The sequence below is a fragment of the Pseudomonas sp. FYR_5 genome (genome assembly GCF_043106315.1).
GTDB lineage: Bacteria > Pseudomonadota > Gammaproteobacteria > Pseudomonadales > Pseudomonadaceae > Aquipseudomonas > Aquipseudomonas putida_Y.
This window is the reverse complement of the sequence record NZ_JBICMK010000087.1, coordinates 15335-33937: the sequence shown is the minus strand read 5'-3', so window position 1 is coordinate 33937 and position 18603 is coordinate 15335. Positions and strand designations below refer to the sequence as shown.

The window sequence follows — 18603 nt, the reverse complement described above, 5'->3', positions numbered from 1 at the left end:
GGAGCCGGGCATGTTCCGACCCAAACTGTTGTTCACAAGCCTCGCCGCACTCGCCCTCGGTGCCTGCTCGCCACAGGACCCGCAAGCAGTGACCTCCGCCGCCATCGCCAACCAGGTGATCCTGCCTACCTACAGCCGCTGGGTCGAAGCCGACCGTACGCTGGCTGCCAGCGCCCTGGCCTACTGCGAAGGCAAGGAAAGCCTGGACAAAGCCCGCGCCGACTTCCTCAACGCACAAAAAGCCTGGGCTGAGCTGCAGCCGCTGCTGGTCGGCCCGTTGGCCGAAGGCAACCGTGCCTGGCAGGTACAGTTCTGGCCCGACAAGAAAAACCTGGTCGGCCGTCAGGTCGAGCAACTGGTCAACGGCGACAAGCCGGTTGATGCTGAGGTCTTGGGCAAGTCCAGCGTGGTGGTGCGTGGCCTGTCGGCCTATGAGTACATCCTGTTCGACAGCAAGCCGGACATCGCCACTGCCGAACAGAAAGCCCGCTACTGCCCGCTGCTGGTGGCCATCGGCGCGCACCAGAAGGCCTTGGCAGAGGAAATTCTCAAAGGCTGGAACAGCACCGACGGCATGCTCTCGCAGATGACCAAGTTCCCCAACCAGCGCTACGCCGACTCCCACGAGGCTATCGCCGACCTGCTGCGCGCTCAGGTTACCGCCCTGGACACCCTGAAGAAAAAGCTCGGCGCACCGATGGGCCGTCAGAGCAAGGGCATTCCGCAGCCGCTGCAGGCCGAGGCCTGGCGCAGCCACAACTCGATGAACAGCCTGCAGGCCAGCCTCAAGGCCGCCGAAGCCGTCTGGGTCGGGGTAGACAACCAGGGCCTGCGCGGCCTGTTGCCCAGCGATCAGAAAGCGCTGGCGGACAAGATCGACGCCGCCTACGCTACCTCGCTCAAGTTACTGGCCGATAACCAGAAAACGCTCGGTGAACTGCTGGCCGACGACGCCGGTCAGCAAACCCTCAACCAGATCTACGACAGCCTAAACGTCGTCCACCGCCTGCACGAAGGCGATCTGGCCAAGGCGCTGAACATCCAGCTGGGCTTCAATGCCAACGACGGTGACTGATCATGCTGCGACGCCAGGCACTCAAACTCGGTAGCGTATTGCTCAGCGCCCTCACCTTGGGCGGCTGGAGCCTGTTCCGCAACAAAGGCAGCGAACCCTTGCTGCTCTCGGCGCGTGACAACGGCGACGGCCAGCACTATGCCGTAGGTTTTCGCCTGGACGGCACACAGGTGTTCAGCACGCAGGTCGCTCAGCGTTGCCATGCCATCATCCACCACCCCGAGCAGCCAATCGCCCTGTTTGTCGCCCGCCGCCCTGGTACTGAAAGTTACCTGATCGACCTCCGTGACGGGCGCCTGCTGCAAACGGTAGCCTCGCAGCCGAACCGGCACTTTTATGGCCACGCCGTCGTGCACAAAGGCGGCGAATGGCTGTATGCCACCGAGAACGACACCACCGACCCGGGGCGCGGCGTGCTTGGCGTGTACCGTTTCGAAGGCGAGCGCCTGGTACACACTGGCGAGATCCCGACCCACGGTATCGGCCCGCACGAGGTTGCCTGGCTACCCGACGGCGAAACGCTGGTCGTGGCCAACGGCGGTATCCGTACCGAAGCCGAAAGCCGTGTCGAGATGAACCTCGACGCCATGCAACCGAGCCTGGTGCTGATGCAGCGCGACGGCACCCTGCTGAGCAAGGAAACCCTGGCCCAGCAGATGAACAGCGTGCGACACCTGGCAGTGGCCAGCGATGGCACCATCGCCGCCTGCCAGCAGTTCATGGGCGATGCCGATGAAACTGCCGAGCTGCTGGCGATCAAGCGCCCGGGCGAGCCATTCAAGGCCTTCCCGGTGCCGGAGCGGCAACTGCAAGCCATGGCCCAATACACTGCAAGCGTTGCCATCCACAGCGAGCTGCGGCTGGTGGCGCTGACTGCGCCGCGGGCCAACCGCCTGTTCGTCTGGGACCTGGACAGCGGCGCGGTGCGGCTGGATGCCCCGATGCCCGACTGCGCAGGCGTTGGCGCGGTGAAGGACGGTTTTGTCGTCACCTCCGGGCAGGGCCGCTGCCGGTTCTACGATTGCCGCAAGGCCGAACTGGTCGGGCAACCGATGAACCTGCCGTCCGGCTTCTGGGACAACCACCTGCATCTCGTCTGATTGTTCTGTTGCACTCACTGGCCTTCTCGCCGCTAAAGCCGATCCCACAAGGTTCTACACAGTCCCTGTAGGAGCGGCTTTAGCCGCGAAAAGGCCGGCACAGGCATTTCACGCCCCTCCTCCCGAAAAACAGTCAATACTTCCCCCATCCACACGTGGGCAGGATCGCCCGTTGTCGTGTTGAAGCGAATAACAACTGCATCCAAGGAACCGGACCTATGCTGCGCCGCCGCATGCTCATCATGTTGGCCGTGGTTCTGCTGATCGTGCTGGCCCTGGGGGGGTACAAAGCCTTCTCGATCTACCAGCAGATCCAGATGTTCACTGCCCCCAAGCCACCCATCACCGTGGCGGCTGCCATGGCCGAACAGCGCCAGTGGCAGGAGCGCCTGCCCGCTGTCGGCAGCCTCAAGGCACTGCAGGGCGTGGACCTGAGCCTGGAGGTGGAAGGCATCGTCAAATCCCTGCACTTCGACTCAGGCCAGCGGGTCAAGGCCGGGCAACTGCTATTGCAGCTCAACGATGATCAGGAAACAGCCCTGCTCGGCACCGCCCAGGCCGACCTGGGCCTGGCCAAGGTCGATTTCGGCCGAGGCAGCCAGCTGGTTGGCGATTCGGCCATCTCCCGCGGCGAGTTCGATCGCCTTTCCTCCCAGTACCGGCGCAACCAGGCAGTGGTCGAGCAGCTCAAGGCGCAGAAAATCAAGAAGAGACTCAATGCGCCTTTCAGCGGCACCATCGGCATCCGCCAAGTGGACATTGGCCAATACCTGGCCGCCGGCACGGTGATCGCCACCCTGCAAGACACGTCCAGCCTGTACGTGGACTTCAACGTGCCGGAACAGGCCCTGCCAGACCTGAGCCTGGGCCAGCAGGTGCTGGTGCATGTGGCCGCCTACCCGGGCCAGCGCTTTCCCGCCAGCCTCAGCGCCATCAACCCCAAGGTCGAGGAGACCACGCGCAACCTGCTGGTACGCGCCACCATGGCCAACCCCGACGGCAAACTGCTGCCAGGCATGTTCGCCAGCCTGTTGATCCTGATGCCCAACCCGCAGCCGCAAGTGGTGGTGCCGGAGAGCGCCATTACCTACACCCTGTACGGCAACTCGGTGTATGTCGCCTCACCGAAAAAAGACGAGAACGGCAAGCCGGAATACGACGACAAGGGCCGACCCCAGCGGGTCGCCGAACAGCGTACGGTGAAGACTGGCGAGCGTCGAGACGGCGTAGTTGTGGTCAGCGAAGGCCTGCAGGCTGGGGAACAGGTGGTCACCGCCGGGCAGCTGAAACTCACCCCCGGTGCCGCGATACGCATTGGCCAGGACAACGCCCTCAAGCCCGAACCGGGCGCAGCGGCCAAGGACTGACAGGAGGCTGGCATGGCGTTCACCGACCCGTTCATCCGCCGCCCGGTGCTGGCCAGCGTGGTCAGCCTGCTGATTCTGCTGCTCGGCTTCCAGGCCTGGAACAAGCTGCAGATCCGCCAGTACCCACAAATGGAAAACGCCCTGATCACGGTCACCACCGCCTACCCCGGGGCCAACGCCGAAACCATTCAGGGCTACATCACCCAGCCATTGCAGCAAAGCCTGGCCAGCGCAGAAGGCATCGACTACATGACGTCGGTGAGCCGGCAGAACTTCTCGATCATTTCCATTTACGCGCGCATTGGCGCCGACAGCGACCGGCTGTTCACCGAGCTGCTGGCCAAGGCCAATGAGGTGCGCAACAAGCTACCCCAGGACTCAGAAGACCCGGTACTGAGCAAGGAAGCTGCCGACGCCTCGGCGCTGATGTACGTCAGTTTCTACAGCAAGGAAATGAGCAACCCGCAGATCACCGACTACCTGTCACGGGTAATTCAGCCCAAGCTGGCCACTTTGCCGGGCATGGCCGAGGCGGAGATCCTCGGCAACCAGGTGTTCGCCATGCGCCTATGGCTGGACCCGGTAAAACTGGCCGGTTTCGGCCTTTCGGCTACCGACGTGACCAATGCCGTGCGCCGCTACAACTTCCTTTCTGCCGCTGGCGAGGTGAAGGGTGAATACGTGGTCACCAGCGTCAACGCCAGTACCGAGCTGAAGTCGGCCGAGGCGTTCGCCGCCCTGCCGCTCAAGACCAGCGGTGACAGCCGCGTGCTGCTGGGCGATGTGGCGCGGGTCGAGATGGGCGCAGAAAACTACGACACGGTCAGCTCGTTCGACGGTACCCCATCGGTCTATATCGGCATCAAGGCCACCCCGGCCGCCAACCCGCTGGATGTCATCAAGGAAGTGCGGCGCATCATGCCAGAGCTGGAAAGCCAGCTGCCCTCGGCACTGAAAGTGTCGATTGCCTACGACGCCACGCGGTTCATCCAGGCCTCGATCGACGAAGTAATCAAGACCTTGGGCGAAGCGGTGCTGATCGTCATCGTCGTGGTGTTCCTGTTCCTCGGTGCCCTGCGCTCGGTACTGATTCCGGTAGTGACCATACCGCTGTCGATGATCGGTGTACTGTTCTTCATGCAGATGATGGGCTATTCGCTCAACCTGCTGACCCTGCTCGCCATGGTGCTGGCCATCGGCCTGGTGGTGGACGATGCCATCGTGGTGGTGGAAAACATCCACCGGCACATGGAAGAAGGCAAGTCGCCGTTCGACGCCGCCCTGGAAGGCGCGCGCGAGATCGCTATGCCTGTGGTGTCGATGACCATCACCCTTGCCGCCGTGTATGCACCGATCGGCTTCCTCACCGGGCTCACTGGCGCGCTGTTCAAGGAGTTTGCCCTGACGCTGGCCGGGGCGGTGATCATTTCAGGTGTCGTTGCCCTTACCCTGTCACCGATGATGTGCGCCCTGCTGCTGCGCCGGGAGCAGAACCCGAGAGGCTTGGCCCACCGCCTCGACCAACTGTTCGAACGCCTGAAGGAGCGCTACCAGCGCGTGCTGCACGCCACCCTCGACAGCCGGCCGGTGGTGCTGGTGTTTGCCGTGATCATCCTGTGCCTGATTCCGGTGCTGCTCACATTCACCCAGAACGAACTGGCGCCCAACGAGGACCAGGGGGTGATATTCATGATGAGCAGCTCGCCACAGCCGACCAACCTCGACTACCTAAACGCCTACACCGACCAGTTCACACCACTGTTCAAGGCCTTCCCCGAGTATTATTCGTCGTTTCAGATCAACGGCTTCAATGGCGTACAGACCGGCATTGGTGGTTTTTTGCTCAAGCCTTGGGACGAGCGCGAACGCACACAGATGGAGCTACTGCCGCTGGTGCAGGCCAAACTCGAGGAAATCAGCGGACTGCAGATCTTCGGCTTCAACCTGCCGTCGTTGCCCGGCACTGGCGAGGGCTTGCCATTCCAGTTCGTGATCAATACCGCTGGCGACTACCCGGCACTGCTGGAAGTGGCCCAACGCATCAAGACGCGCGCTCAGGAGTCGGGCAAGTTCGCCTTCCTCGATATCGATCTTGCCTTCGACAAGCCCGAAGTGGTTGTGGACATCGACCGGGCAAAGGCGGCGCAGATGGGGGTGTCGATGGACACCATAGGCGGCACTCTGGCGACCCTGCTGGGCGAGGCGGAAATCAACCGTTTCACCCTTGAGGGCCGCAGTTACAAGGTGATCGCTCAGGTTGAGCGGCCGTACCGCGACAACCCCGGCTGGCTGAACAATTACTACGTGAAGAACGACCAGGGCCAGTTGCTGCCGCTGTCGACCCTGATCACCCTCACCGATCGCGCTCGCCCACGCCAGCTCAACCAGTTCCAGCAACTGAACGCTGCGATCATCCAGGGCGTCCCCATGGTCAGCCTGGGCGAGGCGCTGAAGACCGTGGAAGACATCGCTCGCGAAGAGGCACCGGAAGGCTTTTCCTTCGACTACGCCGGCGTGGCCCGTCAGTACGTTCAGGAAGGTAGCGCATTGTGGGTCACCTTCGGCCTGGCGCTGGCGATCATTTTCCTCGTGCTGGCTGCGCAGTTCGAAAGCTTCCGCGACCCGTTGGTGATTCTGGTGACAGTGCCGATGTCGATCTGTGGCGCGCTTTTGCCGCTGTTCCTGGGTGTGTCGAGCATGAACATCTACACCCAGGTCGGGCTGGTGACTTTGATCGGGCTGATCAGCAAGCACGGTATCCTGATCGTCGAGTTCGCCAACCAACTACGCGAGGAGCGTGGCCTGAGTGTGCGCGACGCGATCGAGGAAGCAGCGGCCATTCGCCTGCGGCCGGTGCTGATGACCACGGCGGCGATGGTGTTCGGCATGGTGCCGCTGATTCTGGCGACCGGGGCGGGCGCGGTCAGCCGGTTTGACATCGGTATGGTGATTGCCACCGGGATGTCGATTGGCACGCTGTTTACCTTGTTTGTGTTGCCATGCATCTACACCCTGCTGGCGCACAAGGCGAGCGCCAAGGAACCTGCAATCGCTTGAGCCGACCTGTGGGAGCGGGCATGCCCGCGAAGAGGCCGGCAACGCAGCCGCAAAAAGCCAGAGGCCCCGCAATCGCGAGGCCTCTGGCTTTTCACGCTAACGCAGGGTTCAACCGAATGGTCGCAACCCTTGACGCAAGCCAAACAGGAACAGCAAAAGGTCATGGTCCGGCTCAGTCCGGGCCTGCTGCGGTTTTGCATCCCGCGGCAACGCGCACTGGTCTGCCATCTCTGCCTTGCTGAACACCGTCGGTCTCGGCTCTTCCCAGGCAGCCACCGCCACGGTGGTCACCGCCAGGCCAGCTACCAGGAACAAAGCTCGAGCAATTTCTAGTTTCATTACTCTAACCCTTTGACAGCGCTGCCAAACGCCATCTTGTAAAAGTAGAGCAGCGTCCGCCATTCCGCGTCATTGAGCGACGAATGGCGGCGTAGCTGACGCAAGTCATTGCCGGCCGCCCGCTGGCAACTGATACGCCGCCTGCACTTTTCCAGGTCCAGCAGCGCCACTTCGACGCGGGCCTGCTCGCCCTCGCCGATCACCTTGATAAAAACGTGCTTGCCGTACAGGCAGCCGTGCTGCCAGTGCCCCAGGTGCATCCGCGCCAGGTTGTCCGCCAGGTCCTTGAGCATGCGCTCATGCACCACCTGCGGGTAACGCTCGCGGGCACCTTCGGCATGCCAGGTGTCGAGTTCGACGAAACCGTCCAGCGCTTCGCTGACCAGCAGCGCGCGCCACTGGTGCTCGGCATCGCGCTGCGCGCCACAGAAGACGATGCGCGGTACACGCACGCCCAGTTGCTCGAAACTGTTCAGCGCATCGAGTTCACGCAATACCGTCGGCCGACCGAACGGGTGCAACAGGCTGCGGTAGATATGCCCAACCTGGCGCTTGGCATACAACAACTTGCCATTGGCATCGTTGAGGCGTTGCACGCCACTCTCGCCGCCGCGGCGCTGGTTAGGCTCCTCGACCCACTCGCCTTGCTGGCGCCAGTAAAAATCGAACTGCGATTCCCCTTTATGGGCTACAGCCATCAAACACTACCCCTTACGCAATACATAGACCCGCCACATGGCATAGAACGGCAGGAAGTCGAGGCGTTCCTGGATTCTGAAGCCGGCGGCCCTGAATTCTTCTTCGACCGTTTCGGCAGGTAACACGAAACGGTTCTGGTACTTATCCTGTTCGGCCTTGGTGCTACGGCGCTGCTCCAGCTTTTTCCGCCGCCAGGCCTTGAAGTTGCCATCCACCCACAGGGAAAGGATCACACTATCACGGCTAACCCGTTGAAATTCCGAAAGAATGGTCTTTCTGTGCGCCGACTCGCCAATGTGATGGAACAGGCGCATGCAGAAAATGCTGTCCACGGCGTTATCTGGCAGGTCGATGGCAAATGCCGAAGTCTGCAAAGGCCGTACCCGTGCCACCACTTCTGGCGGTTGCGCCGCACAGGCTGTCTCGATCATGGCCTCGGAGTTGTCGGCACCGATGATTACCCGATTGGGCTTTTCCGCCAACAGCGGCCAGAAACGGCCCGCGCCGCATGGCAGGTCGAGTACCAGGCCAGGCTCGCCCGCCAATGCCAAGGCGCGGCGCGCCAACTGCTCATCTCGCTTGTGGGAAAGGCGTCGCGCCAGGCCGTCCTGGTGCTTGAGAAAGTACTCGCGCGCATGGTCTTTGTCGTACTTCTCGGAAAATTCAAGCTTGATGGGGCTACGCATTGGGCATCTCCTGACTCCATTGCGCCCACATTAGGTAGGCAAGCGTTGGAATCAGGTCATGCCAATGTGAAAAAAACGTTGAGCACTATTTGACCTGATACAGGAAATTACTCGACCAAGGCGTCCATGTCGCCTTTGACCGTGGTGTTGCTCAGGTCTACCTGGAAGCGGCAGCCATGCGGCAAGGTGGATGTCAGGGTGACACGCCAACCTTGGTCGTCACAGATCCGCTGCACCAGCGAAAGCCCCAGCCCCAGGCCCTCGCCGCGTCGCTCATCGCCCCGCACGAACGGCCTGAACATGGCCTCGCGCTGCTCTTCGGGGATACCCACACCGCTGTCCTCCACGCTGAACCCGTTGGCTTCCAGGCTCAGGCGGATATACCCACTGTCGGTGTAGTGCGCAGCATTGCGCAGCAGGTTGCCCATCACCGACTGCAGGAAGGTGGCGTTGTACAGCACAGGGCTAGCGCTCACGCGGCCATCGAAATACAGGGTGAGGCCTTTCTGTTCGATGGTGTCGCGCCACACCCCGATGAGCTCATCGGCCACTTCGCGCAGGGTCGCCCGTGACGCCACTGCACCCTCATCACGCTGCGCCCGGGCCAACATGAGGAAGGTCTTGACCAGCTCGCGCATTTCTTCGGTGGCCCGCGCCACGCGCTCCACCTGGCTACGCGCGCGGGCATCGAGACCAGGGTTTTCCATCAGAAGCTCACACGAGGTAGCCAACACCATCAACGGCGTGCGCAGCTCGTGGCTGACGTCGCTGGTGAACAGCCGCTCTCGGGTCAGCGCATCGCGCAGGCGCCCAAGGGTGTCGTCGAAAGCCACTGCAAGCTGGCCGACTTCGTCTGCCGCATAATCCGGAGCCAGCGGCGGGGCCAGGCCCAGTAGTTGATCGCGGTGGCGCACCTGACGCGCCAGGCGGATGACCGGTGCCATTACCCGACGTGCAACCAGCCAGCCAAGGATGACCGCCAACACCAGACTGAGCACGAAGCCCACTACAACCACGGCAAACAGTACGCGCTCGCGCTCCTCGAAGTCGCTCTGGTCCTGCAGCAGTACATAGCGGCGACCATCGACGATCTCGACCATGGCGTGGTAGGACAGCTGGTCTCGGAACACCTCGTGGAAACCGCGGTCGAGGTGACGCAGGTCCTTGGGCAGCTCGAAGTCGTCACGCCCGCCACTGAAGTAGAACAGCTGGTCTGGGCGAGGCCGATGACTCCAGTCACTGACGCTGTCCATACGCAGCAGGCGCTGCAGGTCACCACCCAGTACCGAGGAAATCAGTCGCTCCTCGACCAGGTGCACCGTGCCGACGATACCGAATGCGAAGGCCCCGGCCACCAGCGCGCTCATCAGGGCAAAGGCGATGATGATGCGCTGGGCAAGGCTTTGCTTAAACTCCATCGCGGCCCTCGGCGAGGCGATAGCCGACGCCATGGACGGTATGCAGCAACGGTTTCTCAAACGGTTTGTCGATCACCTGGCGCAGTTGATGCACATGGCTGCGCAGGCTGTCGCTATCGGGGCAGTCATCGCCCCACAAGGCTTCTTCCAGCACCTCGCGGCGCAGTACGTGCGGGCTTTTCTGCATCAGTACCGCCAGCAGCTTGAGGCCGACCGGGTTGAGCTTCAGCAGGCGACCCTGGCGGGTAACCTCCAGGGTATCGAGGTCGTAGCTGAGGTCAGCCACCTGCAGGGTACGGCGCCCACCGCCCTGGGCACGGCGCAGCACCGCCTCGATGCGCGCCGCCAGCTCCGACAGGGCAAATGGCTTGAGCAGGTAATCGTCTGCACCCGAGCGGAAGCCTTGCAGGCGGTCGTCCAGCTGGTCACGGGCAGTGAGCATGATCACCGGCGTGTCACGGCGGGCATCTTCGCGCAGGCGCTTGCACAGGGTGTAACCATCAATGCCGGGCAGCATGATGTCGAGTACGATCAGGTCGTAGTGCTCGGTGGCAGCCAGATGCAGCCCGGACAGGCCATCCTGGGCACAGTCGACGGTGTAGCCTTTCATGCCCAGGTAATCGGCCAGGTTGGCCAGGATATCGCGGTTGTCTTCAACCAAAAGAATGCGCATCGGTTTCTCCTGTGCGGCGCTTCTCGCTGTGGTGCGCGGCAGGCGCAGCTTAAGGCCAATGCCTGCACGGTGCCAGCCCTTGGGAAAATTCACCCCACTTGACAGTTTTTTCACTGATCCTTCACGGACACAGGATAGCGGGCGGCCGAAAATACCCGCTCTTTTTCGCGCCCTGGAGCCGTCATGCAGCAACGCACCCGCCCTCGCCCGATCAACGTCTGGCTGTACCTGGGGATTCCCCTGGCGACTGCGCTGGCCCTGATCCTGCTGGAACTGACTTCAGTCGACATGGATGTCGCCAACCTGTTCTTCGACCCCGCTGCCGGGCAGTTCATTGGCCGCCACAGTTACCTGTTGGAAAACATCCTGCATGACCGGGTCAAGCAAGTGGTGATTCTGTTGGGGGTGATATCGCTGCTGACCTTTGCCGCGAGCCTGTTCTGGAAGCGCCTGTTTGGCTGGCGCCGTGAACTGGGCTGCCTGGCGCTGGCGCTGGGCTTGTCCACAGCGTTTGTCACGCCGCTGAAAAAAGTCACCCAGGTGCAGTGCCCTTGGAGCCTGACCCAGTTTGGCGGCACCGAAACCTACAGCAAGCTGCTGGAACCACGGCCGCCTACCGACAAGCCTGGGCTGTGCTGGCCGGGCGGGCATGCAGCGACCGGGTTCTGCCTGTTCGCCTTGTTCTTCATGCTGCGTGATCGCAAGCCGCGCCTGGCGCGGGTGGCCTTTGTAGTGGCCTTGACAGCAGGGTCGGTACTGTCGGTGGGCAGGATGATGCAGGGGGCGCACTTCCTGTCGCACAATGTGTGGACGGCAGTGTTCTGCTGGTTGATCGGGTTGGGGTCGTATTACCTGATTCTCTATCGGCAGGGGCAGGCCGAGGTGCCCGTCGCCGAGCACAGCGCCGCATGAAAGAGGGGCCGCTTTGCGGCCCTTCGCACTTCAAGTGCTACCCTCAGGCATGCTCGACGAACACATCAGCAAACACCTGTCCCCGCGGTACCCCTGCCATGAACATGCGCCGGGCAAACCGTTCGACACTCCCCGGCGCCCCACACAGCAGCGCCACCGTCTGCCGCGACAATAACCGCATCCTGGCCAACGCTTCATCCAGCTGCTCCGCCAGCACCAGCTCGACACTCACCCCTGGCAGCTTCAGCAGCGGCTCCGCCAGGTAGTGCCCAGCCTGATCGCGCGCCACATGCACCACCCGGATTTCGCCCCGATGTCCCCGGCGCAACGCTTCGCGCAAGATACCCCAGAGCGGCGCCAGCCCGGTTCCCGCAGCCAGCAACCACAGCGGCCGCTCCTGCCAATCAGGGTCGTAATGAAGGGCTCCGCCTCTGAACTCCCCCAAACGCATCTCATCGCCGACCCGCAGACCACGCGCCTTGTCGCAAAAGGCACCAGGCCGCTGGCAATCGATATGAAACTCGAGAAAATCATCCTCGCCCGGCAGGCTGGCCAAGGAATAAGGCCGAGCAACCGCGCCTAGCCACAGCACCACGTGCTGCCCCGCCTGGTAACGCACCACCCGATCGGGCCGCAACCGCAGGCGCAAGACATCGCCAAACCATTCCAAAGCGCAGACATGCGCCGGTACGCCACCCTGCTGGGGGTCGTATAGCGCCACACGCAGGTCCTCGACCACCCGGCACTGGCAAGCCAGACGCCAGCCCTGGGCGTGTTTCTCCAATGCCAAAGCCTCGGGCAAAGCGTCTGCCGGTTGCCCGTCCAGGCAGCGCACCAGGCAGGCGTGGCAACTGCCCGCGCGGCAACTGTAAGGCACATTCAGTCCCGCCTCGTTGAGGGCATCGAGCAGGTTGCTGCCAATGGGCACCAGCCAGCGGCGCTCGCCCACGCAAATTTCGGGCATGTTCGGTACATCTCCTGCTGTCCAAGGCTCACTGTAAGCCAAGCAGAGCACACCAGCAAAATAGATGCCTGCGCGCTGCCGACCATGGTCCAGACCGGCCGCAGGTGTGCCGGGCACGGATGCGCGCTATACTGCCGCGCCTTTTTCCGTCGGCCTGACCTGCCGGCGCCTTGCAAGGCGCTTCGACGTGCTGGTCGGCTATGTCGAGCGTCTTTTTGAATGTTCCCGTCTTTAAGAGGAGCGCGCTGCATGACCGTGATCAAGCAAGACGACCTGATTCAGAGCGTCGCCGACGCCCTGCAATTCATCTCGTACTACCACCCCGTCGATTTCATCCAGGCCATGCACGAGGCCTATCTGCGTGAAGAGTCGCCTGCTGCACGCGATTCCATCGCCCAGATCCTGATCAACTCGCGCATGTGCGCCACCGGCCATCGTCCAATCTGCCAGGACACCGGTATCGTCACCGTGTTCATCCGCGTGGGCATGGACGTGCGCTGGGATGGCGCCACCATGAGCGTCGACGACATGATCAACGAAGGTGTGCGTCGCGCCTACAACCTGCCTGAGAACGTCCTGCGCGCTTCGATCCTGGCCGACCCGGCCGGTGCCCGCAAGAACACCAAGGACAACACTCCGGCAGTGATCCACTACTCCATCGTCCCTGGCGACAAGGTCGAAGTGGATGTCGCAGCCAAGGGCGGCGGCTCGGAAAACAAGTCGAAGATGGCCATGCTCAACCCGTCCGACTCGATCGTCGACTGGGTACTGAAGACCGTGCCGACCATGGGTGCTGGCTGGTGCCCGCCCGGCATGCTCGGCATCGGCATCGGCGGTACCGCCGAGAAGGCCGCGGTCATGGCCAAGGAAGTGTTGATGGAGTCCATCGACATTCACGAACTGAAAGCCCGTGGCCCACAGAACCGCCTGGAAGAAATCCGCCTGGAGCTGTTCGACAAGGTCAACCAGCTGGGCATCGGCGCTCAGGGCCTGGGTGGCCTGACCACCGTGCTCGACGTCAAGATCATGGACTACCCGACCCACGCCGCGTCCTTGCCGGTGTGCATGATCCCCAACTGCGCTGCTACCCGCCATGCCCACTTCGTGCTCGATGGCACCGGCCCGGCAGAACTGGAAGCGCCGTCGCTGGACGCTTACCCGGAAATCGTCTGGGAAGCTGGCCCGAGCGCCCGTCGCGTCAACCTCGACGACATCACCCCGGAAGAAGTGGCCAGCTGGAAGCCGGGTGAAACCATCCTGCTCAACGGCAAGATGCTGACCGGCCGCGATGCCGCGCACAAGCGCATGGTTGAGATGCTCAACCGTGGCGAAGAGTTGCCGGTAGACCTGAAAGGCCGCTTCATCTACTACGTAGGCCCGGTCGATCCGGTGGGTGACGAAGTGGTAGGCCCAGCCGGCCCGACCACTGCTACCCGCATGGACAAGTTCACCCGCCAGATCCTCGAGCAGACTGGCCTGCTGGGCATGATCGGCAAGTCCGAGCGTGGCCCGACCGCCATCGAGGCGATCAAGGACAACAAGGCCGTGTACCTGATGGCCGTTGGCGGCGCTGCCTACCTGGTAGCCCAGGCCATCCGCAAATCGAAGGTACTGGCCTTCGCCGAGCTGGGCATGGAAGCGATCTACGAGTTCGAAGTCAAGGACATGCCGGTGACCGTCGCCGTGGACAGCAACGGCGAGTCGGTACACATCACTGGCCCTGCCCTGTGGCAGAGCAAGATTGCCGAAAGCCTGGCCGTCGAAGTGAAGTAACCTGATGTAACTGCGGTGGCTGCTTCGCGGGCAGGCCTGCTCCCACACGTACAGCGCAAGCCAGAAGGCTACGCGTTGACCTGTAGGAGCGGGCTTGCCCGCGAAGAGGCTGCCACAGTCATCACAGGACTCTCTCGAACTGCTCCGGCCAGTCCCGCCAGGTAAACACCTGCCCTTCCCGCCTCACCCGCCGTACTTCCTCCAGATCCACCTCACACACCAGCCACTGGCTGCAGTCCGGGCTCAACTGCTCACTCAACGCCAGCACCCCATCGCCCGGCATCCCGTGATCCGGCGGCACGAACAGGCCTGCCCGGCCGATATTCTCGTCCAATGCCGGTGACCACGGCGCCACCCCCACCGTAGGGCTCTGCAACACGGCAATCTGGTTCTCCAGGGCGCGCGCCTGGGCGCCAATACGCACCCGGTGGTAACCGGCCTCGGTATCGGTACAACTCGGCGCCAGGATCAGGTCGGCACCACACTCGGCCAGGCGGCGGGCCAGCATCGGGAACTCATTGTCGTAGCAGATCAGGATGCCAAGCCGCCCCAGTTCAGTTTCGAATACCTGCAACCCCTGGCCTGCAGCAATATCCCACTGCTCGCGCTCGAAGCGGGTCATCATCAGTTTGTCCTGATAACCCAGCACACCTTGGGGGCCGAACAGCCAGGCACGGTTGCGGTAGCGCCCATCGCTGTCCAGCACCGGCACACTGCCCGGTTGCAGGTAGATCCCCCAGCGCCGGGCAAGGCTCTCGCACAACGCTTTCCAGGGTTCGATCAGCGGCTGGATGCCGGCAATCGAAGCCTTCAGGTCTTCCCGCTGCCCGGCACTCAGCTGGCCGCTCAGCACCAGCCCGGCGTACTCCGGCAACAGCAGCAAGCGTGCCCCCGCCTCCACCGCTTCGGCGCACAGGCCTTGCAGGTGGTCGGCGTACGCGTCCCATGTTTCATGCAGCTCGATGGCGTACTGGCAGGCCGCCAGGCGGATCATATCGGCAGTGCCTTGAGCCAGAACGACATCAGTTTGTCGGAGCTTTCCTGCTCGTCCAGGTCGCGCCAGGCGTAGGTGGTGCGCAGCGACGGGTCGTGCAGGAAGCCGCGGTTGCGCCAGAAGCCGTGCAGGGGTTTGTACTCTGCTGGCCGTCGCGGGTGTGCACCAGGCCGTTCGACCGCGCAGAACGCGCAATAATCGAACTCGGCCAGTTTGTGTGCGTAGGACTCGCGCTCGATGAAGAAGCGAACCCCCAGGCCCTGACCGCGGTATGCCGGCAACACCAGCGACTCACCGAAGTAGTACACACTGGCCGGGTCGCGCCCCTGGGCCAGGAACGGCTGCTGGAATTCGGGCGCGACGTCCACCAGCGGCAGGCCGGTAGAGGCGCCGACCACTTTGCCGTCGTCCAGCGCCAGCACAACCAGGCTGCGCCCGGAGCGGGCATAGTTGGCCAGGTAGTCGGCCTCGTACTCCGGGGTGCCGTCGTAAAGGTAGGGGAACTCGCGGAACACAGTAAGGCGCAGGCGAGCGAGGTCATCGATGTAAGGCGCGATAGCGGCACCGTGCAACAGGCGTATTTCCATGTTTGGCGGTCGTTTTGTCGATGTGGATGACGCGCTCGGCTAAGCCGGGCTTGAGGGGAAACCCTATCATCCGAGTTAGCGACCCGCCTTTTCCCTACACGACAGGAATTGTTCCATGACCGCAACCGAACTGGTAAATGCTTACTACGCCGCCTTCAACGCGGGTGACATGCCAGGCTTTCTGGCGCTGCTCAGCGAAGACGTGATCCACGACATCAACCAGGGCGAACGTCAGATGGGCAAAGCCAGGTTTGCCGCGTTCATGGAAAAGATGAACCGCTGCTACCGCGAGCGCCTGGCCGACATCGTGGTGATGCAGAACGCCGATGGCAGCCGCGCGGCGGCGGAGTTCACCGTACATGGCCAATACCTGGTCGATGACGAAGGCTTGCCGGCGGCAAACGGGCAGACCTATGTGCTGCCGGCGGGGGCGTTCTTCTATATTCACTGTGGCAAGATTGCCCGGGTGACCAACTACTACAACCTCAATGATTGGGTTGAACAGGTTGCCTGAAGCAACCCGCTGCCAACTCAATCAAGCCTGTCAGACAATACGCGTGCCCAGCACTTGAAGGAACGCCGCCAGCCAGGCCGGGTGCGCTGGCCATGCCGGTGCGGTCACCAGGTTGCCATCCACATGCGCCTGGTCCACCGCGATGTCGATGAACGTGCCACCCGCCAGGCGCACTTCTGGCGCGCATGCCGGGTAAGCGCTGCATTCACGCCCATCCAGCACCCCAGCTGCCGCCAGCAACTGGGCACCATGGCATACCGCCGCAATCGGCTTGCCGGCCTGGTCGAACGCCCGCACCAGCTCCAACACCTTTTCATCCAGGCGCAGGTATTCCGGCGCGCGACCACCCGGAATCAGCAGCGCGTCATAACTCTCGGGCCGCACCCGCACGAAGTCATAGTTCAGGGCAAAATTGTGCCCGGGCTTTTCGCTGTAGGTCTGTTCACCCTCGAAGTCATGAATCGCGGTACGCACAGTCTGCCCCGCCAGCTTTTCCGGGCACACCGCATGCACCGTGTGGCCTACCATGCTCAGGGCCTGGAACGGCACCATCGCTTCGTAATCCTCGACGTAGTCGCCCACCAGCATGAGAATTTTCTTCGCCGTCATCTTGCCCACTCCTTCGGTTAACCGTGAATAGTCACTGCACGATAGCCGCTGTCAGTCACGGCGGTCGAGGAAGTTGACCACCAAACGATCCAGCCAGCCCCAGATCCGTTGCTTGACCCTGCGCCACAAAGGGCGCGCATGCCAGTGAGCGAGATCGACTTCTTCGCTCAGGGCGAAGTCGCGCTCGAAGCTGGCCACCACCGCCGCTGTCAACGGCGGGTCCAGCGCCTCGATGTTGGCTTCAAGGTTGAAGCGCAAGTTCCAGTGGTCGAAGTTGCACGAACCGACGCTGACCCAGTCGTCCACCACAGCCATCTTCAGGTGCAGGAAGCACGGCTGGTACTCGAAAATCCGTACGCCCGCGCGTAACAGCCGCGGGTAGTAACGATGCCCGGCGTAGCGTACCGAGGGGTGATCGGTGCGCGGACCGGTCAACAACAGCCGCACGTCCAGGCCCTTGCTGGCGGCCCGACGCAACGAGCGGCGCACGCTCCAGGTCGGCAAGAAGTACGGCGTGGCCAGCCATACCCGTTTCTTGCCGCTGTTCAGTGCCCGTACCAGCGCGTGCAGGATGTCCTGGTGCTGGCGGGCGTCGGCATAAGCGACCCGGCCCATGCCCTGTCCCTGCGCAGGCACCCTGGGCAGACGCGGCAGGCCAAAGCCTTCAGCAGGGCGCCAGGCGGTGCGGCGAGTGTTGGCGTGCCACTGACGGTCGAACAGCAACTGCCAGTCGCTCACCACCGGCCCCTGCATCTGCACCATCACTTCGTGCCATTCGCTGGTCGCCTCACCCGGCTTCCAGAACTCGTCGGTAACGCCCGTCCCCCCCACCACGGCCCAACGTTCGTCCACCAGTAGCAATTTGCGATGATCACGGTACAGGTTACGCAGGCCACGCTTCCAGCGCAGGCGGTTATACCAGCGCAAGTACACGCCAGCGTCCAGCAGGCGCTGACGCAACGCACTGTTGAAGGCCAATGCACCGTAGTCATCGAACAGGCAGCGCACCCGCACGCCACGCCGGGCGGCCTGCTCCAGCGCGTCGACCACCGCCTCGGCACAGGCGCCGGCCTCGACCAGGTACAGTTCCAGGTCAACCTGGAAGTCGGCACGCATGATCGCCAGGAGCATGCGCGGAAAGAACGCGGGGCCGTCGATAAGCAGTTCGAACTGGTTGCCATCCCGCCAGGGGAAGACCGGCCCCGCCATGTCAGCGAGCAGTGAAGATCAGCACCGCGCTAACCGGCACCGACGGGTTGATGGACTTCAACCTGGCAAACTTGCGCAGGCTTTCCAGGCCCGGCATCAAGCCAAAATCTTCGGCGCGCAGCACCAGAGGCTCTAGGGTAACCACCTGGAAGCGCCGCGCATCCAGGCGGGTGGCCAGCAACAAAACATTGTAGCGGTGCGACTGGCCATGCAGGGTGACCGTCAGCGGCAGGCGCAACTCGATCTGTGCACCATCGGCCAGGTCATTGATCGGCTGCAGGTCGATCTGCGTCTTCACTGTGGCCTCGGCGAAGCGCGCGACCTCGAACAGGTTGTCGCGCATTTGCTCGTCACGCAGTGGAATACCGCTGCTCACCGAGTCCATCTCGATCCTCAAACCGGCCACACCCTTGCGGTCGACCGTACCATGCAGCACCAGAAAGCGATGCACTTCGGCGGTATTGCCATTCTTGCCGGTGATGAACGACAGCCGTGAAGATTCGCCATCCAGGTGCCAATTGGCATGAGCGGGTAGGCACAAAGCAAGTAATAAGGCAGGCAGCAGGCGGGGCAACTTGAACATGACAGATCTCGTGAAACCAGGCCGCCAACCTTACCCGCCTGCAT

18 protein-coding genes are annotated in these 18603 nt (G+C 62.7%); 7 read left to right on the top strand and 11 right to left on the bottom strand.

From position 1 onward, the window contains the following. Window positions 1-10 precede the first annotated feature (10 nt). From ACF8RA_RS15100 to ACF8RA_RS15085, 4 genes are all read left to right on the top strand, one after another. Window positions 11-1075 (top strand): imelysin family protein, encoded by a 1065-nt coding sequence (locus tag ACF8RA_RS15100; RefSeq protein WP_104960841.1) that lies wholly within the window; start codon window positions 11-13, stop codon window positions 1073-1075. 2 nt (window positions 1076-1077) lie between these two features. Further along, window positions 1078-2175: a DUF1513 domain-containing protein gene (locus tag ACF8RA_RS15095; protein ID WP_176683776.1), complete on the top strand. Its 1098-nt coding sequence runs from the start codon at window positions 1078-1080 to the stop codon at window positions 2173-2175. 218 nt (window positions 2176-2393) lie between these two features. Continuing rightward, window positions 2394-3542, top strand: coding sequence for an efflux RND transporter periplasmic adaptor subunit (locus ACF8RA_RS15090; protein WP_176683777.1), 1149 nt, complete (start codon window positions 2394-2396; stop codon window positions 3540-3542). A gap of 12 nt (window positions 3543-3554) precedes the next feature. Continuing rightward, entirely contained in the window at window positions 3555-6599 is a 3045-nt protein-coding gene (locus ACF8RA_RS15085) for a multidrug efflux RND transporter permease subunit (RefSeq protein WP_392461925.1), read from the top strand. A 108-nt stretch (window positions 6600-6707) separates the two neighbouring features. On the opposite strand, the gene ACF8RA_RS15080 is transcribed toward ACF8RA_RS15085, so the two are convergent. From ACF8RA_RS15080 to colR, 5 genes are all read right to left on the bottom strand, one after another. Next, window positions 6708-6938 carry a hypothetical protein gene (locus tag ACF8RA_RS15080; RefSeq protein WP_021781819.1) on the bottom strand — a complete coding sequence of 77 codons (231 nt, stop codon included), beginning with the start codon at window positions 6936-6938 and terminating at the stop codon, window positions 6708-6710. Beyond that, a complete protein-coding gene (locus ACF8RA_RS15075) occupies window positions 6938-7636 on the bottom strand; it encodes a lipopolysaccharide kinase InaA family protein (RefSeq protein ID WP_176683779.1) in 699 nt (232 codons plus the stop codon). Before ACF8RA_RS15075 ends, ACF8RA_RS15080 begins: the two co-directional genes overlap by 1 nt. 6 nt (window positions 7637-7642) lie before the next feature. After that, a complete protein-coding gene (locus ACF8RA_RS15070) occupies window positions 7643-8323 on the bottom strand; it encodes a class I SAM-dependent methyltransferase (RefSeq protein WP_176683780.1) in 681 nt (226 codons plus the stop codon). Window positions 8324-8430: 107 nt separating this feature from the next. Next, entirely contained in the window at window positions 8431-9741 is a 1311-nt protein-coding gene (locus ACF8RA_RS15065; RefSeq protein ID WP_176683781.1) for a HAMP domain-containing sensor histidine kinase, read from the bottom strand. After that, window positions 9731-10414, bottom strand: a complete 684-nt coding sequence (gene colR / locus ACF8RA_RS15060) for a two-component system response regulator ColR (RefSeq protein ID WP_003255215.1) — start codon at window positions 10412-10414, stop codon at window positions 9731-9733. The genes ACF8RA_RS15065 and colR overlap by 11 nt, the downstream gene beginning before the upstream one ends. Window positions 10415-10597: 183 nt before the next feature. Between colR and ACF8RA_RS15055 the strand changes: the two genes are divergently transcribed. Further along, window positions 10598-11326 (top strand): phosphatase PAP2 family protein, encoded by a 729-nt coding sequence (locus tag ACF8RA_RS15055; protein WP_176683782.1) that lies wholly within the window; start codon window positions 10598-10600, stop codon window positions 11324-11326. Between the two features lie 43 nt (window positions 11327-11369). Here ACF8RA_RS15055 and ACF8RA_RS15050 read toward each other — a convergent pair whose 3' ends face one another. Beyond that, complete coding sequence (locus tag ACF8RA_RS15050; RefSeq protein WP_392461923.1) at window positions 11370-12290, bottom strand: iron-sulfur-binding ferredoxin reductase; 921 nt, start codon at window positions 12288-12290, stop codon at window positions 11370-11372. 249 nt (window positions 12291-12539) lie between these two features. Between ACF8RA_RS15050 and ACF8RA_RS15045 the strand changes: the two genes are divergently transcribed. Further along, the gene (locus tag ACF8RA_RS15045) at window positions 12540-14063 is read left to right on the top strand and encodes a fumarate hydratase (RefSeq protein WP_003255232.1); all 1524 of its coding nucleotides are present in this window, start codon (window positions 12540-12542) and stop codon (window positions 14061-14063) included. Window positions 14064-14184: 121 nt separating this feature from the next. Here the strand turns inward: ACF8RA_RS15045 and ACF8RA_RS15040 are convergent, their stop codons facing one another. Further along, window positions 14185-15057, bottom strand: coding sequence for a carbon-nitrogen hydrolase family protein (locus tag ACF8RA_RS15040; protein ID WP_176683784.1), 873 nt, complete (start codon window positions 15055-15057; stop codon window positions 14185-14187). After that, window positions 15054-15644, bottom strand: coding sequence for a GNAT family N-acetyltransferase (locus ACF8RA_RS15035; RefSeq protein ID WP_003255235.1), 591 nt, complete (start codon window positions 15642-15644; stop codon window positions 15054-15056). The genes ACF8RA_RS15040 and ACF8RA_RS15035 overlap by 4 nt, the downstream gene beginning before the upstream one ends. A 115-nt stretch (window positions 15645-15759) precedes the next feature. On the opposite strand from ACF8RA_RS15035, the gene ACF8RA_RS15030 reads away from it, so the two are divergent. After that, entirely contained in the window at window positions 15760-16158 is a 399-nt protein-coding gene (locus tag ACF8RA_RS15030; RefSeq protein WP_176683785.1) for a nuclear transport factor 2 family protein, read from the top strand. Between the two features lie 30 nt (window positions 16159-16188). Here ACF8RA_RS15030 and ACF8RA_RS15025 read toward each other — a convergent pair whose 3' ends face one another. The 3 genes from ACF8RA_RS15025 to ACF8RA_RS15015 are packed head-to-tail and all read right to left on the bottom strand — an operon-like array spanning window position 16189 to window position 18559. Then, a complete protein-coding gene (locus tag ACF8RA_RS15025; protein ID WP_021781811.1) occupies window positions 16189-16767 on the bottom strand; it encodes a DJ-1/PfpI family protein in 579 nt (192 codons plus the stop codon). A gap of 51 nt (window positions 16768-16818) precedes the next feature. Beyond that, entirely contained in the window at window positions 16819-17976 is a 1158-nt protein-coding gene (locus ACF8RA_RS15020) for a phosphatidylserine/phosphatidylglycerophosphate/cardiolipin synthase family protein (protein WP_176683786.1), read from the bottom strand. Between the two features lies 1 nt (window position 17977). Then, window positions 17978-18559 (bottom strand): YceI family protein, encoded by a 582-nt coding sequence (locus ACF8RA_RS15015; RefSeq protein WP_176683787.1) that lies wholly within the window; start codon window positions 18557-18559, stop codon window positions 17978-17980. Window positions 18560-18603: the final 44 nt, after the last annotated feature.

Coding starts and splice junctions, on each gene's coding strand:
- ACF8RA_RS15100 (WP_104960841.1), top strand. CDS start 11: ATGTTCCGACCCAAACTGTTGTTCACAAGCCTCGCCGCACTCGCCCTC.
- ACF8RA_RS15095 (WP_176683776.1), top strand. CDS start 1,078: ATGCTGCGACGCCAGGCACTCAAACTCGGTAGCGTATTGCTCAGCGCC.
- ACF8RA_RS15090 (WP_176683777.1), top strand. CDS start 2,394: ATGCTGCGCCGCCGCATGCTCATCATGTTGGCCGTGGTTCTGCTGATC.
- ACF8RA_RS15085 (WP_392461925.1), top strand. CDS start 3,555: ATGGCGTTCACCGACCCGTTCATCCGCCGCCCGGTGCTGGCCAGCGTG.
- ACF8RA_RS15080 (WP_021781819.1), bottom strand. CDS start 6,938: ATGAAACTAGAAATTGCTCGAGCTTTGTTCCTGGTAGCTGGCCTGGCG.
- ACF8RA_RS15075 (WP_176683779.1), bottom strand. CDS start 7,636: ATGGCTGTAGCCCATAAAGGGGAATCGCAGTTCGATTTTTACTGGCGC.
- ACF8RA_RS15070 (WP_176683780.1), bottom strand. CDS start 8,323: ATGCGTAGCCCCATCAAGCTTGAATTTTCCGAGAAGTACGACAAAGAC.
- ACF8RA_RS15065 (WP_176683781.1), bottom strand. CDS start 9,741: ATGGAGTTTAAGCAAAGCCTTGCCCAGCGCATCATCATCGCCTTTGCC.
- colR (WP_003255215.1), bottom strand. CDS start 10,414: ATGCGCATTCTTTTGGTTGAAGACAACCGCGATATCCTGGCCAACCTG.
- ACF8RA_RS15055 (WP_176683782.1), top strand. CDS start 10,598: ATGCAGCAACGCACCCGCCCTCGCCCGATCAACGTCTGGCTGTACCTG.
- ACF8RA_RS15050 (WP_392461923.1), bottom strand. CDS start 12,290: ATGCCCGAAATTTGCGTGGGCGAGCGCCGCTGGCTGGTGCCCATTGGC.
- ACF8RA_RS15045 (WP_003255232.1), top strand. CDS start 12,540: ATGACCGTGATCAAGCAAGACGACCTGATTCAGAGCGTCGCCGACGCC.
- ACF8RA_RS15040 (WP_176683784.1), bottom strand. CDS start 15,057: ATGATCCGCCTGGCGGCCTGCCAGTACGCCATCGAGCTGCATGAAACA.
- ACF8RA_RS15035 (WP_003255235.1), bottom strand. CDS start 15,644: ATGGAAATACGCCTGTTGCACGGTGCCGCTATCGCGCCTTACATCGAT.
- ACF8RA_RS15030 (WP_176683785.1), top strand. CDS start 15,760: ATGACCGCAACCGAACTGGTAAATGCTTACTACGCCGCCTTCAACGCG.
- ACF8RA_RS15025 (WP_021781811.1), bottom strand. CDS start 16,767: ATGACGGCGAAGAAAATTCTCATGCTGGTGGGCGACTACGTCGAGGAT.
- ACF8RA_RS15020 (WP_176683786.1), bottom strand. CDS start 17,976: ATGGCGGGGCCGGTCTTCCCCTGGCGGGATGGCAACCAGTTCGAACTG.
- ACF8RA_RS15015 (WP_176683787.1), bottom strand. CDS start 18,559: ATGTTCAAGTTGCCCCGCCTGCTGCCTGCCTTATTACTTGCTTTGTGC.